Annotated in this window: 11 protein-coding genes; 5 read left to right on the top strand and 6 right to left on the bottom strand. The window is 72.3% G+C overall.

All coding sequences use genetic code 11. The features are described from left to right. Positions 1 to 6 precede the first annotated feature (6 nt). The 4 genes from ACFHYQ_RS14495 to ACFHYQ_RS14480 all read right to left on the bottom strand — a co-directional run bounded on the left by ACFHYQ_RS14495 (position 7) and on the right by ACFHYQ_RS14480 (position 5,781). Positions 7 to 1,953 (bottom strand): serine/threonine-protein kinase, encoded by a 1,947-nt coding sequence (locus ACFHYQ_RS14495; RefSeq protein ID WP_394301652.1) that lies wholly within the window; start codon positions 1,951 to 1,953, stop codon positions 7 to 9. Positions 1,954 to 2,021: 68 nt separating this feature from the next. Beyond that, the gene (locus ACFHYQ_RS14490) at positions 2,022 to 3,452 is read right to left on the bottom strand and encodes a YlbE family protein (RefSeq protein WP_394301651.1); all 1,431 of its coding nucleotides are present in this window, start codon (positions 3,450 to 3,452) and stop codon (positions 2,022 to 2,024) included. Continuing rightward, the gene (locus ACFHYQ_RS14485) at positions 3,449 to 4,888 is read right to left on the bottom strand and encodes an AllF/FdrA family protein (protein ID WP_394301650.1); all 1,440 of its coding nucleotides are present in this window, start codon (positions 4,886 to 4,888) and stop codon (positions 3,449 to 3,451) included. Before ACFHYQ_RS14485 ends, ACFHYQ_RS14490 begins: the two co-directional genes overlap by 4 nt. Beyond that, positions 4,885 to 5,781 carry an oxamate carbamoyltransferase subunit AllH family protein gene (locus tag ACFHYQ_RS14480; protein WP_394301649.1) on the bottom strand — a complete coding sequence of 299 codons (897 nt, stop codon included), beginning with the start codon at positions 5,779 to 5,781 and terminating at the stop codon, positions 4,885 to 4,887. The genes ACFHYQ_RS14485 and ACFHYQ_RS14480 overlap by 4 nt, the downstream gene beginning before the upstream one ends. 150 nt (positions 5,782 to 5,931) lie before the next feature. On the opposite strand from ACFHYQ_RS14480, the gene ACFHYQ_RS14475 reads away from it, so the two are divergent. The 5 genes from ACFHYQ_RS14475 (at position 5,932) to cutA (ending at position 12,839) form a co-directional block, all read left to right on the top strand. After that, the gene (locus ACFHYQ_RS14475) at positions 5,932 to 7,524 is read left to right on the top strand and encodes a PucR family transcriptional regulator (RefSeq protein WP_394301648.1); all 1,593 of its coding nucleotides are present in this window, start codon (positions 5,932 to 5,934) and stop codon (positions 7,522 to 7,524) included. A 109-nt stretch (positions 7,525 to 7,633) separates the two neighbouring features. Next, positions 7,634 to 9,028, top strand: a complete 1,395-nt coding sequence (locus ACFHYQ_RS14470; RefSeq protein WP_394301647.1) for a uracil-xanthine permease family protein — start codon at positions 7,634 to 7,636, stop codon at positions 9,026 to 9,028. Positions 9,029 to 9,076: 48 nt separating this feature from the next. Further along, on the top strand, positions 9,077 to 9,970 hold the full coding sequence (locus tag ACFHYQ_RS14465; RefSeq protein WP_394301646.1) for an FAD binding domain-containing protein: 894 nt from the start codon (positions 9,077 to 9,079) through the stop codon (positions 9,968 to 9,970). Beyond that, a complete protein-coding gene (locus ACFHYQ_RS14460; protein ID WP_394301645.1) occupies positions 9,967 to 10,458 on the top strand; it encodes a (2Fe-2S)-binding protein in 492 nt (163 codons plus the stop codon). The genes ACFHYQ_RS14465 and ACFHYQ_RS14460 overlap by 4 nt, the downstream gene beginning before the upstream one ends. Continuing rightward, the gene (cutA, locus tag ACFHYQ_RS14455; protein ID WP_394301644.1) at positions 10,455 to 12,839 is read left to right on the top strand and encodes an aerobic carbon-monoxide dehydrogenase large subunit; all 2,385 of its coding nucleotides are present in this window, start codon (positions 10,455 to 10,457) and stop codon (positions 12,837 to 12,839) included. The genes ACFHYQ_RS14460 and cutA overlap by 4 nt, the downstream gene beginning before the upstream one ends. Here cutA and cydB read toward each other — a convergent pair. Together cydB and ACFHYQ_RS14445 are read right to left on the bottom strand one after the other, a co-directional pair. Next, positions 12,829 to 13,734 (bottom strand): cytochrome d ubiquinol oxidase subunit II, encoded by a 906-nt coding sequence (gene cydB / locus ACFHYQ_RS14450; protein WP_394301643.1) that lies wholly within the window; start codon positions 13,732 to 13,734, stop codon positions 12,829 to 12,831. The genes cutA and cydB overlap by 11 nt on opposite strands. Before the next feature lie 13 nt (positions 13,735 to 13,747). Beyond that, entirely contained in the window at positions 13,748 to 15,184 is a 1,437-nt protein-coding gene (locus ACFHYQ_RS14445; protein WP_394301642.1) for a cytochrome ubiquinol oxidase subunit I, read from the bottom strand. Positions 15,185 to 15,332 lie beyond the last annotated feature (148 nt).

The raw sequence follows: 15,332 nt of genomic DNA, 5'->3' as shown, positions 1-15,332 counted from the left end.
GCTCGATCAGGCGGGCGTGAACGTGTCCCAGAGCGCCTTGCGCACCGGCGCGGACGACTCGGCCCAGTCGAAGTCGGGCGCGGTGAATGTGATCGAGTAGGCCTGTCCCCCGGCGGTCACATAGCGCGTGACCTTGTGCACGGTGACCTGGTGGGAGTCCATATAGGTGTACTCCCACTCGGCGGCCGGCCAGCGGTAGGGCGTCTCGCGGAGCTGGATCTGAGTGTATTCGGGGTGGTCGTCGACGTTCAGGCTCCGTTCGGAGGTCTGCAGCGCGGCCAGCCCGCCGTCGGCGATCTTCCGTACCGTGATGGCCTGCCCGCTGTCGCTCGGCCCGGAGAACGTGACGGTGCCCTCCTTCACCGAGACGGTCCACTCCTTGGGCACGGCGAGCGAGATCCCGGCTTCGGTGTGGGTCCGGAAGCCCTTGGGCGCCTGCGCCGCCGACGGGAGCCGCTCGTTCGAAGAAGCGGGGGTGGCGGCCGCGGTGGTGCGCGCCCCACCCGGCGTCTCCTTCCCTGAGCCACGGGGGGAGCCATCGGGGGAGTCGCCGGGCAGCAACGTGAGCAGCAACGTGACGACCACGGCGATGACGGCGACCGCCGCCAGCGCCACGAGGACCATGGAGGACCGGGAGGCCTGCTTGCGCGGCGGAGGCTCGGGTGTCTCCTTGCGCCTGCGGCCGACGGCGGGGGCGGGGCGCGCGGGCGGGGCCGCGGGTTCGGTGAGGCTCCCCAGCGCGCCGGGATCTCCGAGGACACCGGGACCTCCGAGAGCATCGGGATTTCCGAAGGCACCGGTGGGGCTGGTGAGGGAGCCGGGGGCCGCCGGGGTGGGGGCGGCCAACGGGCCCTGCGGCGGCGCGTCGGGGCCGGGCGGCTGCGCAGTGTTCCCGAGTGGCTGCGCCGTGTGGTTCCCGGGCGTCGGCGTCGGGTGCGGCCGCGCGTCCTCGGGGTGGACCGGCACGCGGACGGGACCCGACGGGGTCTCGATGATGCGCGAAGGCAGCGGCCCGGACGGGAGGTCCAGCGGCGGCAGCAGCCCGGCCGGCGTGGAGTCCTGCGGGGTCGGCATGGAGGTCAGGGAGCCCGGGTGCCCGGTCACGGCCGCGCCGTGACTGCGCAGGATCCCTTCCAGCATCCCGGCGATCTGCGCGGGGGGCAGGCGGTCGGCCGGGTTCTTGCGCAGCAGGCCGTCGATGACCGGGAGCAGCGCGCCCGCGCGCTGCGGCCGGTTCGGCTCCTGCGTCAGAACCGCGCCGAGCACGGCGACCGCGTCCGGTCCCTCGTACGGCGGCCGGCCCTCCACCGCGGCGTACAGCGTCGCGCCGAACGACCACAGGTCGGCCGCCTGGGTGACCGGGCGGCCCCTCAGCCGCTCCGGCGGGATGTAGGCGGGAGAGCCCATCAGCAACCCGGTCTGGGTGATGCTGACATCGCCCTCGATGGCGGCGATCCCGAAGTCGGTGAGCACCACGCGGTCGCTGGTGAGCAGCACGTTGCCCGGCTTGACGTCCCGGTGGAGGATGCCGGCGGCGTGGGCGTGGCGGAGCGCGTCGAGCACCCGGACGCCGATCTCGGCGGCCTGCACCACGGGCAGCGGCCCGCTCTGCCGTACGGCCTGCTCGAGCGACCAGGCGCGGACCAGTTCCATGACGATCCAGGGCCGGCCGTCCTCCTCGACCACGTCGTGGACGGTCACGATGCCGGGGTGGCTGAGCCGGGCCGCCGACCGCGCCTCCCGCAGCATGCGGCGGTGCGCCGCCTGCATGCCCGCGTTGTCGAGACCGAACGGGAGGATCAGCTCCTTGACCGCGACGTCACGGTCGAGCAGCACGTCATGGGCCTGCCACACCATCCCCATGCCGCCCCGGCCCACGGGGGACAGCAGCCGGTAACGCCGTCCGATGAGGCGGCCCTGTCCTACCGGACCGAGCAGGCGATCGGTCGTCATCAGAAATGGTCCCCAATTCACCGCCGGATTTTCTGAGGCTGACCACCGATACTAGAGTCAATTGGCGGTCAAGGGGAATTCAGCGCTTCGGCCAGCGCTTCCAGTGCGGTGGTGAACGCCTCGGCGGGCGGGCTCACCAGACCGGCGCCCACCTGACCGGTCCCGGCCACGCGCCCGGCGATCCCGGTGTTGACGACCGGCAGCAGTCCGGTGCGCGCCACCAGTGTGACGTCGATCCCGACGGGGGTGCCGCGGAAGCCGAGAGCGGGGATCTGGTACGCCGGGTGCTCGGCCAGCGTGATCTCGTACATCGAGGTCGTGGCGGTCACCGCGTCCGCGACGTCGCCGCCGACGAACCGTACGATCGCCGGGGCGGCCGCCATCGCGAACCCGCCCAGCCCGGTCGTCTCCGTGATGGTGGAGTCACCGATGTCGGGGTTGGCGTCGGCCGGGCCGTACGCGCCGAGGTACAGGCCGTCCGGCACCCCGGCGGGGCCGGTGAACCAGCGGTCGCCCAGCCCGGATATCTGAATCCCGAAATCGGTCCCGTTGCGTGCCATGGCCACGACGAGGCTGGAACCGGGAACGTTCCTGGCCGCGTCGGCGCTTACTTTCGCCGCGGCCATTCCCGCATTGAGGAAGAAATGATCGTTTCCGTTGATGAAACGGAGTACTTCGGCGGCCCGGTCCGGCGCCGCCTCCACGACGGCGGGGGCGATCTCGCGGACCAGCAGCGAGGTGGCCGCCCGGTTGCGGTTGTGCGACTCGTCGCCCATCTGCAGGGCCTGTGCGGTCAGCGACCGCAGATCGATCGGCCCGCACCGCTCCAGCGCCGCGCGGAGCGCCGGCCCCAGCACCTCGCCCATCCAGCGGAGGCGGTCGATCACCTCGGGGCCGTACGCGCCGTACCGCAGCACCTTGCCCAGGCCCTCGTTGAGCGAGCAGTACGCGGTGCCGCCGTGCTCGTCGTCGGCGACCTCCAGCATCCACATCGACGGGCTGACCACGCCCGCCATCGGCCCGACCGCGCGATGGTGGTGGCAGGAGTCGAGCGTGACGCCGCGGCCGTTTCCCGCGCCCCCGTCCGGGCCGGTGGCCGCCGCCAGCGCCGCCTCGGCCTCCTCCGGCGTGCGGGCCAGGCCCTCGAAGAGCATCGCGCCGATCAGCGCGCCCCGCAACGGGCCGGAGGCCCGGTCCCAGGTGATGGGCGGGCCGGCGTGGAAGAACGTGCCCGGTTCCAGGCCGAGCACCTCGCGGGCCGGTCGTACCCCGACGAGCCGGGGCCGGGCGGACAGCAGCCTGCCCACGGCGGTCTCGTTGGCGAGCTCACGGCGCGGGTCGGCCAGCACCCCGGCCAGGACGTCGGCGGCCACCCCGGCCATCGGCGGCCGCCAGTCCACCCCGGTCCTGGGCACGGCCTGCCGGTCCAGAGCCTCGCCGAGGATCTCGGCGCCCACCGTGATCACATGGGGTTCGCCGTTCAGCATCGAGAGGGTCATACCGCTCCTCCGGTCAGGGGTACGGCCAGGCGCGCGGCGTGGCGGGCCGCCGCCGCGTTGGAGGTGAACACGGCGGCGCCGGCCTCGTTCAGCCGGGCGGCCTGGGCGCGCAGGCCCTGCGGGTCGCCGTCGGTGCCGACCAGCGCGACCACGGCGGCCACGCCCCGGACGGCCGCCCGCGCGAGCTCGGGCGCCAGCGAAGCGGCCGGGTCGGGGTCGGCGCCGTGACCCAGCACGACGTCGAGCAGCACCACGCCGCGGTCCACGGCGGCGAGCGCCTCAAGACGCAGTGCCGGGTCGATCATCGGGTGCGCGCGGCCACGGGTGTACTCGTCCGCGCCGAAGTCGGTGAACTCGACGGTTTCCCGGGCGGGCGTCGCCCGCGTGATCAGTTCCGCCTCCGTGCAGAGCGTGCCGCCGCAGTAGAGCCCGCGCAGCGGCCCGCCGCCCGGTAGCGGCCGCGGGGCCGGCCAGTGCGGCCACCCGGGGACGGGGACGCCGAGCGTGCTGAGCACCTTCCCGGCCGCTGCCGTCAGGTCGTCCTGGCCCGGCCCGAGCAGCGCGGCGACGATCGGCTTGGTGAGGCTCAGGTCCCGTACGGCCCGGGCCACCTCAGGAGCGGGCGGTTTGGAGATCAGCACGATGAGCTCGGTCGCGGGGTCCGCGTCGAGCGCGCGCAGCGCCTGGACCGTGGAGCGTCCGCCGACCTCGGCGGACAGGTCCCGGCCGCCCACACCGAGCACGTGGCCGACCCCCACCCCTGCGAGGTCGAGCAGGCTCGTCACCTGCTGGGCGCCGGTGCCGGAGGCGGCGACCACGCCGACCGGGCCGGGCCGCAGCACGTTGGCGAAGCCCAGGCCCGCGCCGCCGATCACCGCGGTGCCGCAGTCGGGTCCCATCACGAGGACGCCCCGCTCACGGGCCCGGTCCTTGAGCAGGATCTCCTGCTCGATCGGCATGTTGTCGCTGAAGATCATGACCGACAGCCCGGCCGCCACCGCGTCCATCGCCTCGGCGAAGGCGTGCTCCCCGGGGACGCTGACGAGGGCCAGGGCCGCGGGGGTCGCGGACGCCTGCGCCGATCTGACCGCCGAGCGCACGGTGCGGGGGAGCGTGTCACCGGGCCGCGCCCCCTCGGTCCGGGCTCCACCGGATCCGGCCGCCGAAGCCCGTTCGGCCAGGTGCGACTCCAGGTCGGCGGCGGCATCCGCCAGGTCGTCGGCGGACCCGGCCCTGATCGCGACGAGCAGGTCTCCCGGCGTCGCGGTGCCGGGTACGGCGAAGCCGAGGTCGCGGGCCATCTCGACGTTGAGCGCGGTGGCCATCGCGACGAGGCCGACGCTCACCCCCGGCCGGGCGGTCAGCGCCCGGCTCACGCGCATCAGGCTCACCGAGTCGCGGTAGACCCCGGCGCGGACTTCCACCAGATCGTTCAAGAACGCTCCTTCCCGGACACGACGGCCTCGGATGGGGCGGCCTCGGCGATGACGGCGGACAGGCCGATGCGGATGCCCAGCAGCATGTCGGCGCCCGAGGTGTGGCCGAGGCGGAGCAGACGGTGGACCGCGGGCTCCAGCGGCTGGAGACCTGCGACGCCGCGCAGCACCCCCAGCACCTCCGAGCCGGCCTGACCGTGGGCGGCGCAGTGGAGCAGGGTGGCCGAGATCGGCGTCGTCCGGGTGCGGGCGTCGTAGGTCACCGCGGCCGCGAGCCAGTCGGCCAGCCGCACGGCACCGGGTGCGTCCGCGGCCCGGCCGAGGTGCCGCAGCGTGACCAGCAGCCCCGACAGCATGTCGTCGCCGCTCGGGGTCAGTCCCGGGCCGAGTCCGATGAGTCCCTCGGCGGCCGTGACACCGTCCACCAGGGAGCCGGACAGGCAGCCCCGCGCCAGCAGGGCCGGGGCTCCGGCCGGGTCCAGCCCCGGCCGCCGGGGCGACCTGGCGCCGATCTCGTCGAGCACGGCCAGGGCGGCGGGCAGCCGTACCGGATCGGCGGCGCCCAACGGCGGCGCCGGGTCCCACCACCGGCGGACCCCGACCTCCAGCCCGCCGATCCCGACGGTTCCGTCGCCCGCCCAGCCCTCGTCGCCCGAGGAGAGTCCGTCGAGCGGCTCGGTCAGCACGACCGCGTTGGGCAGCCGGCTGGCCTCTCCGGTGACGACCGCGATGACGTGCGGTTCTGCCTCGCTCCTGACCTCCAGGTAGACCGCGAGCGGGAAGGCCGCCAGCACGCGGGCGGGCCGGCGCGGCGACTCCAGTGTGGAGCGCAGGGCGGCGCTGGCCGCCCCGGTCACCCGCGTCACCCTCCGCGGGCGCGTGCCAACGGTCACCGGACCTCCCCTCCTGCCGGCCGGGACACCTCGGCCATCTGCTGCCGACGCTAAAGCGCCACCGGCGGAGCCCGTACGGGGAAAGATGCCAACAGTCCGGCGAATGCTTGGCTCTTCCTGCCAGGAAGGTCGGTCGGGCACAATCTGCCCATGAAGAACGATCCGGCTCCTCCGGCGATGCGTCTGGCCAGCACCGGAACGATCCTGTACGGAGTGTCCGTCGGCGAGGTGCTGGGGGTGTCGACTCTCGCGGAGGCCCGGCTGATCGCGGGGCGGAGCGGCCTGGACCGCATCGTCCAGCGGCTCAACGTCATGGAGGTGCCGGACATCCTCGCCTGGGTGAAGCCGCACGAACTGCTGCTCACCACCGGCTATCCGCTGCGCAACACCCCGCAGTCGCTGGACCGCCTGGTGGCGGATCTCGACGAACGCGGCCTGGCCGCGCTGGCGATCAAGCTCGGGCGCTATCTGGACGAACTGCCCGGCGAGATGGTCGAGCAGGCCGACCGGCTCGGTTTCCCGCTGATCCTGCTTCCCAACGACGTCGCCTTCGACGACATCCTCAACCAGGTGCTCACCGACATTCTCAACCGCCAGGCCGCGACCCTCGCGCGCGCGGAGGAGGCACACCGTGCGCTCGTGCAGATCGTGCTCGCCGGGGGCGGGATGCGCGAGGTGGCAGCCGAGGTGGCCGGGTTGCTTCAGGTGGCCGTGGCCATGGTCGACATCTCCGGCCGGATCCTCGCCACGGCGGGGGAGGCCGATCAGGTGGCGCTGCTGCGCGAGGAGTTGGTCGTGCCGCGCGAGAGCGGGACGTCCGGCGGCGGGCGCTGCACCGCGGTGCCGGTGGTCGCCGGGGGCCACCACCACGGCAAGATCATCGCGTACGGCGCGGCCGGTCCGCTCACCCCCAGCGACATAGGGCTGCTCGAACGCGCGGCGACCGTCGCCGCCCTGGTCATCACCCGGCAGGAGGCGGTCACCGCGGTCGAGAGCAAGTACCGTGCCGACTTCCTCAGGGACGTGCTCACCGGCCGGGGCGGGACCAGGGTGGCCGAGCGGGCCAGGGGGTTCGGCTGGGACCTGGAGCGCCGGGTCGGCGTCGTGGTGGCCGAGCTCGACCCGGACGCCGAGGACCGGCCGGTCCAGGACCGCATGCTCGCCGCCTGGCAGGCGGCCGTCCGCAGGCACGACCCGCGCGGCGCGGTGGCCGGGTTCTCACACGAGGTGGTCGCGGTCGTCGGTGCCGCGGTGGACACGACCAGGCTCGCCCGCGAAGCGCTCGCCGCCGTCTGCGACGGCACGTTCTCCACCGGTCTCAGTCGTGTCGCCGACGGGGTCGACGCGATCCCGGGGGCGTACGGCCAGGCCCTGAAGGCCGCGCGGGTGGGCCGCCAGCTCCACGGCGCGGGGGCGGTCGCCCACTTCGACGAGCTGGGCGTCTACCGGCTGCTGTCGCTGGTGAACGACACGGGCGAGTTGCACGCGTTCGTGCGCGAGACGCTGGGCTCACTGGCCGGGGACGACGACGCCGAGAACGCCGACCTGCGGCGCACCCTGCAGATGCTGCTCGACACCAACCTCAACGTGGCGGAGACAGCCCGTCGGCTGCACTTCCACTACAACACGCTGCGCTACCGCATCGGGAAGCTGGAACGCATGCTGGGCAGCTTCACCGAGGACGCCCACCTCCGGCTCAACCTCACGCTGGCACTGCACGTACTGCGCATGCGGGGCATCTGAGTTTGGCAGATCATGCCCATGTCTATGGGCACGGCCAGACCTAAAGTGCCCCAAACGGTCGAGTGCGGGTGGCCACCGGCCCACGGCCCGTTACCCGAAGGGGCTTCATATGGCTCTGAAATGGAAAGTACACGGCGACGGGAGAAACCTGGCGCCGGGTGAGGTAGTAAAGCCCGACGAGCGACTGAGCTGGCCGCGCACGGTCGGCATCGGCGCCCAGCACGTCATCGCGATGTTCGGCGCCACGTTCGTGTTCCCCTTGGTAATGGGACTCGACCCCAACATCGCCGTGATGATGTCGGGTGTCGCGACGATCATTTTCCTGCTCATCGTGCAGGGCAAGATCCCCAGCTACGTCGGCAGTTCGGCCGCGTTCGTCGGCGGCGTGGTCGCCATCCGCGCGGCCGGAGGCGACAGCGCCACGGTCACCGGCGCGATCCTCGTCGTCGGCGTGGTGGTCATCGCCATCGGTGTGGCGGTCCACTTCCTCGGCGCCCAGATCATCAACCGGATCTTCCCGCCGGTGGTGACCGGCGCGGTGGTCATGCTGATCGGCTTCGGTCTCGCCTTCGTGGTGGCCGAAACCTACTGGCCGCAGGACCCCTGGATCGCCCTGATCACCATGATCGCGACGTTCCTGATCATCGTGCTGTTCCGCGGGTTCCTGGGCCGGATCGGCATCCTGCTCGGGCTGGTCTTCGGTTACGTCCTGTCCTGGGCCGTGGACAAGGTCTTCGGGAACATCACCGCATTCAACGCGGGCATCGGCGAGATCGACACGCACCCCCGGGTGAGCTTCCAGAGCGTGATCGACGCCGACTGGATCGGCCTGCCGAACTTCCACGCGCCGACCTTCCAGGTGTCGGCGGTCGTGCTCGTGCTGCCCGCGGTGATCGCCCTGATCGCGGAGAACGTCGGCCATGTCAAGGCCGTCGGTGAGATGACCGGCGCCGACGTCGACCCCCACATGGGCAAGGCCATCGCGGCCGACGGCGTCGGCACCGTGCTCGCCAGCGCGGTCGGCGGCTCGCCGACCACCACCTACGCCGAGAACATCGGCGTCATGGCGGCGACCCGGGTCTACTCGACCGCCGCCTACTACGTCGCGGCGATCGTCGCGATCCTGTTCGGCCTGTGCCCGAAGTTCGGCGCGCTCGTCGCGGCCACACCCGGCGGCGTGCTCGGCGGCATCACGGTCATCCTCTACGGCATGATCGGCATGCTCGGCGCGAAGATCTGGGTCGAGAACCGGGTGGACTTCGCCGACCCGATCAACATGGTGCCGGTCGGCGCGGGCATCATCCTCGCCATCGGCCCGGTCTCCCACCAGGTCACCGGCGACTTCTCGCTGGCCGGCATCGCGTTCGGCACCATCGTGGTACTTGGTGGATATCACCTGCTCCGCGCCATCGCGCGCAGAACGGCGAAGGAGGCCTCCGGTGGAGGGATCGGACTCGAACGGGACTCCGGACAGGACTCAGAACAGGATGCGGCGACGGGCTGAGCCCTGGCCGATCGAGCCCCGGCCGATCGAGCAGGGGGTCCCGAGCCGGTGAAACCGTCTCCGTTCGACTATCACGCCCCGGCCGACCTGGATGAGGCGCTCGACGTCCTCGCCCGGGTCGGCCCGGACGGCGGCAAGGTCCTGGCGGGCGGCCAGAGCCTGATCCCGCTGCTCAACATGCGGTTGGCCGCGCCGGCGCACCTCGTCGACATCAACCGGCTGACCGGACCGGACATAGGGCTGGCCACGGTCGAGGCCGGACCCGGCGGGGTCCGCGTGGGCGCACTGGCCCGGCACGCGGCCGTCGAGCGGTCCGCCCCGGCCGCGGCCGTCCAGCCGCTGCTGGGCCAGGCGCTGCGCCTGGTCGCCCATCCGGTGATCCGCAACCGGGGAACCGTGGTCGGCAGCCTCGTACACGCCGACCCCTCCGCCGAGCTGCCCGCGGTCCTCGCCCTGCTCGGAGGTTCCGTACGGCTCGCGCACCGGGGCGGCGAGCGCGAGGTGGCGGCGGCGGAGTTCTTCACCGGGCCGATGGAGTCGGCCGCGGCACCGGGGGAGCTCGCCGTCTCCGCGTTCTTCCCCGCGCTGCCGCCGCGGTCGGGCACCGCGTTCTGCGAGGTGGCAAGGCGGCACGGCGACTACGCGATGGCGGGGGTGGCGGCCGCGGTGACGCTGGACGAGGACTTCCGCATCGTGGCGGCCCGGGTCGCCTGCGTCAGCGTGGGTCCGATCCCGGTGGTCGTGGACGTCGCCGATGCATGTGGGGGACGTCCGGCGGCGTCCGCCGACTGGGCCGCGGCGGCGGCCGCCGTACGGGACCGGATCGAGCCGGAAGCGGACATCCACGCGACCGCCGACTACCGCCGGCATCTCACCGGCGTGCTCGCCGTACGGGCGCTGCGCAGCGCCGCCGTCGAAGCGGCCGGAGAGGAGGGGACGTGAATCACCTGATCACGCTGACCGTGAACGGCGTCGTGCGGGAGGCGACGGTGCCCGCGCGGCGGCTGCTGTCGGACTGCCTGCGCCACGATCTGGGCCTGACCGGCACGCACGTCGGTTGCGAGCACGGGGTCTGCGGCGCCTGCACGGTGCTGCTCGACGGCGAGCCGGTCCGCTCGTGCCTGATGTTCGCGGCGACCGCGGACGGCCACGAGATCACCACGGTCGAGGGACTGGCGGCCGCCGACGGCACGTTGTCGCCGGCGCAGCGGGCCTTCGCCGAGTGCCACGGCCTGCAGTGCGGCTTCTGCACCCCCGGCTTCCTGTGCACGGTGACGGCCTTCCTGCGGGAGAACGCCGCACCGACCGACGAGGAGGTCGTCGAGGCGATCTCCGGAAACCTGTGCCGCTGCACCGGCTACCAGAACATCGTCAAGGCGGTCCACCGCGCCGCGGAGATCCAGGCCGAGATCGGAGAGACGGACCGGTGACGACGAAGCTGTTCGGGGAGCCTATCCGGCGGCGCGAGGACGCCCGGCTCATCACCGGCCGGGGCCGCTACCTCGACGACCTCGGCGCGGACGCGCTCGCCGCCGCCTTCGTCAGGTCGCCGCACGCGCACGCCCGGATCCTGGACATCGACGTCTCGGCGGCGCTCGACGTGGACGGGCTGGTCGCCATCTACACCTGGGAGGACCTGCCGGGCGCGCTGGCCGAGCCGCTGCCGCTGCTGATCCCGCATCCCGCGCTGACGCACGGCCGCACGGCCTGTCCGCTCGCCCGCGAGATCGTCCGGCATGTCGGGGAGCCCGTGGTCATGGTCGTCGCCCGCGACCGGTACCTGGCCGAGGACGCCTGCTCGCTGATCCGCGTCGACTACGAGATCCTCAAGCCGGTGGTCGGGGTGGAGGAGGCGGCCCGGGCCGTACACCTCGTACACGAGGACGTGCCGGGCAACGTCGGGGCGCACCTGGTCCAGGAGGTGCCGTCGGCCGACGGGAGGTCGGCCCGCGAGGCCGTCGAGACCGCCCCGCACACGCTCGCGTTCCGGCTGGACGTCGAGCGTAGCGCCAGCATGCCGCTGGAGGGCAGGGGCGTGTACGCCCGATGGGACGCCGACGACCGGTCGCTGCGCGTCTACTCCTCCACACAGTCGTCCACCAGCGTGCGGATGGCGATCGCGGCCAAGCTGGGACTGCCGCTGCCCAAGGTCGAGGTAATCGCGCCGGACGTGGGCGGCGGCTTCGGCGTGAAGATCGTCCATCCGTGGCCGGAGGAGGTCCTGATCCCGTGGGCGGCCCGGCTGCTCGGCGGCGAGGTCAAGTGGACCGAGGATCGCCGGGAGCACTTCGTCTCCTCCGCCCACGAGCGGGGCCAGGTGCAGTACGTCCGGGTCGGCTTCGACGACGACGGGCGCGTCCTCGGCCTCGACGTGAACATTCTGCACGACCACGGTGCCTACACGCCGTACGGAATCATCGTGCCGATCATCACCTCCACCCAGCTGCTCGGGCCGTACAAGATCGGCGCCTACCGGGTGGAGTTCTCCTCGATCTACACCAACACCGTGCAGGTCACGCCGTACCGGGGCGCGGGGCGCCCGCAGGGCGTGTTCTGCATGGAGCGGACGATGGACAAGATCGCCGCGCATCTCGGCCTGGACCGGACCGAGGTGCGCGCGGCGAACTTCATCCAGTCCGACGAGTTCCCCTACGACCAGGGCCTGATCTTCCAGGACGGCCGGCCGCTGATCTACGACAGCGGGAACTATCCCGAGGCGCTGCGCATGCTGAAGGAGCTGATCGGCTGGGACTCCTTCCCGGAGATGAAGGCCGCGGCCGCCGCCGAGGGCCGCACGATCGGCATCGGGCTGGGCTGCTACGTCGAGGGCACCGGGGTCGGACCGTACGAGGGCGGCCACGTGCAGATCACCTCCGACGGCCGGGTCCACGTGTCGACCGGACTGACCTCGCAGGGGCAGGGCCATGAGACCGTGTTCGCCCAGATCGCCGCCACCGAGCTCGGCGTGCCGATCGAGAAGGTGTCGGTGGTCACCGGCGACACCCGGCGGTTCGGGTACGCCGTGGGCACCTTCGCCTCGCGTGCCGCGGTCATGAGCGGCAACGCCATCGCGCTCGCCTGCCGGAAGGTGCGCGAGAAGGCGCTGCGGATCGCGTCCGACGCCCTGGAGGCCGACCCGCGCGACCTGGAGATCACCGACGGGGTCGTCCACGTGGCCGGCGCGCCGTCGGCGTCGATCCCGCTGGCGACCGTCGCCGTGCTGTCCAACCCGCTCAGGTACGCCTTCGACGAGGAGGCCCAGCGGGCCACGCAGTTCGCCGGGGCGTCGTCGATGGACCGGCCGCCCGTCGAGGAGGGGCAGGAGCCGGGGCTGGAGGGCAAGGACTACTACTCGCCGATCCGGTCGACCTTCGCCTGCGGCATGCACGCGGCCATTGTGCGGACCGACCCGCTGACCGCCGAGATCGAGATCCTGCGCTACGCCGTCGTCCACGACTGCGGCAGGCTGATCAACCCGATGATCGTCGAGGGGCAGATCCACGGCGGCGTGGCCCAGGGAGTCGGCGGCGCGCTCTACGAGAAGATGGTCTACGACGAGCACGGCCAGCTGCTCAACGCGTCGTTCATGGACTTCCTGATGCCGTACGCCACCGAGGTGCCCCGCATCGAGACCGCTCACCTGGAGACGCCGTCGCCGCTCAACCCGCTGGGCATCAAGGGCGCCGGCGAGGCCGGGGTCATCCCGGTCTCGGCGGTCATCGCCTCCGCGATCGAGGACGCCGAGGGCATCCCCATCGACCGGATGCCGATCTCCCCCTCAGACCTCCACGCCCTGCGCCTCACACGGTGAGGCGCCTGCGGAAGACCCAGTACGTCCAGGCCTGGTAGGTGAGCACGCCGGGCAGGGCGAGCAGGCCGATCCAGGTGAGGACGGTCAGTGTGTAGGGAGCCGAGGCGGCCTCGGCCACGGTCAGGCCGGGCAGGGGAGCCCGCCACAGCGCGCTGAAGAGCGTGGCCGTGGACAGCATGATGAACGCGGTCGTGGCGGTGAAGGCCGCGCCCTCACGGCGCCGGGCGATCAGTGCGACACCGACGGCGAGCGCGGCCGTCGCCGCGAGCGCGACGCCCCACAGCCAGGTCGACGGCGCCGCGTCGGCGATGCCGGGCAGTGCCAGCACCGCCAGGGGGATCGCGCCGGCGGAGGCGAGCAGGGCGGACCGCCGAGCACGGGCACGGACCGGCCCCGCTGTCTTGAGCGAGAGGAACACCGCGCCGTGCAGCACGGCGACCGACAGCGACAGCGCGCCCCCGATGACGGTCGCGGCGGCGGTGCCGCGCACGAGGTGGCCGAAGATCGCACCCCACAGGAACGCGGGCAGCACACTGCCGGTCACGATGCCGGCGTCGCACAGGGCGACCTCCCGCCGGGAGGCGACCTTGCCCCGCCACTCCAGGCCGACCCCGCGTGTGATGAGACCCGCGACGACCAGGAAGAAGGGCAGGTAGTAGCCGCTCAGCAGGCCCGAGTACCAGGCCGGGAAGGCGGCGAACATCGCACCGACGGCAGTGATCAGCCACACCTCGTTGCCGTCCCAGACGGGCCCGATCGTGCCGAGCAACTGCCTGCGCTCGGCATCGGCGCGTGTCAGCACCGGCAGCAGCGCGCCCACCCCGAAGTCGAACCCCTCCAGGACGAAGTAGCCCGTCCAGAGGAACGCGATCACTATGAACCAGAACGTGACCATGGTCTGCTCCTCCTCAGTACATGAGCGTGGGCGTGAGCCGCGCCTTGCCCGGCTCGGTCTCGGCGGGGGCGGGCACGGGCCGCTCCGGGCGATCGCCGGGCCGATCCTCCGGACCCGCCTTGATGTGGCGCATGAGCAGCGCCCCCTCGGCGACGGCGAGCACGCCGTACAGGACCGTGAAGACGGCGAGGGAGATCGCGACCTCGGTCAGGCTGACGCCGGGCGAGACGCTCGCCGCCGTCATGAGCTCGCCCTGCACGGTCCACGGCTGGCGGCCGATCTCGCTGAGCAGCCAGCCGGCGATGACCGCCAGCGTGGGCAGCGGGAGGGCCAGCACACACGCGCGGGCGAACCAGTCGGGGACCGCATGTGCCGTACGGCGCCGCCCGCGGCCGTGCCCGTGTCCACGCCTGCGCCTGGTGAGCCACAGTCCGAGGGCGGACAGCCCGACCGTGGCCATGCCGAAGCCGATCATCACCCGGAACGACCAGTAGATCACCGGGAGGTTCGGCATGTAGTCGGCCGGGCCGAACTCCTGCTCGTATCGTCCCTGGACGTCGTCCACACCCTGCACGACGGCGGCCGGATCGTGCGCCGCGAGCAGGCTGAGCATGCCGGGCACCTCGACACCGGGCACGACGCTGAACGACGCGCCGGCCGTGTCGTGCCGCAGCCCCTCGGCGGCGGCGAGCTTCATCGGCTGCTGCTCGTGCAGCAACCGCCCGGACAGGTCGCCGCTCGCCGCGACCACGACACCGGCGATCGCCGTCATGACCAGGGCGGTGCGCAGGGCGGCCCGCCACATGTGGGGCCGCTCGCCGCTGCCGCGTTCCCGCAGGAGCCGGTAGCCGCTGACCGCCAGGACGAAACCCCCGGCGACGACGAACGCCGCGCCGACCACGTGGGGCACCTGGGCGAGCGCCGTGGAGTTGGTCAGCACGGCCCACAGATCGGTCATCCTGGCCCGGCCGTCGACCACCTCGTAGCCGACCGGGTGCTTCATCCAGGCGTTGGCGGCGAGGATGAAGTAGGCCGACAGGTTGGATCCGATGACCGCGGCCCACAGGCAGGCGAGGTGCACCCGCTTGGGCAGCCGGTCCCACCCGAAGATCCACAGGCCGAGGAACGTCGACTCCAGGAAGAAGGCGAGCAGCGCCTCCATCGCCAGCGGCGCCCCGAAGACGTCGCCCACGAAGGTGGAGTACTCGCTCCAGTTCATCCCGAACTGGAACTCCTGCACCAACCCGGTGACCACGCCCATCGCGAAGTTGATCAGGAAGAGCTTCCCGAAGAACCTGGTGAGGGTCAGGTAGCGGTCCTTGCCCGTCCGGTGCCAGGCGGTCTGCATGGTGGCGACGAACACGCCGAGACCGATCGTCAGAGGTACGAAAAGAAAGTGGTACACGGTGGTGACCCCGAACTGCCACCGTGCCAGGTCCAGCGCGTCCATGTCCCCTCTCGCGATGCTCTACGGTCTGTAGTCCTACAATAAGTAGTACTACGATTCGTAGAGCATTGGCTCGTCCCGCAGGTGCGATCTTCGTCACAGCCGGGTGGCGCCCCCGCGCTTCCCCCTGCCCGGCGTGCCGGGCACCGCG

Origin of the sequence: Sphaerimonospora cavernae (assembly GCF_042435035.1) — a bacterium.
GTDB classification, from domain to species: domain Bacteria; phylum Actinomycetota; class Actinomycetes; order Streptosporangiales; family Streptosporangiaceae; genus Sphaerimonospora; species Sphaerimonospora cavernae.
The sequence above is the reverse complement of the archived record's forward strand: the minus strand, read 5'-3'. Positions and strand labels throughout refer to the sequence as shown.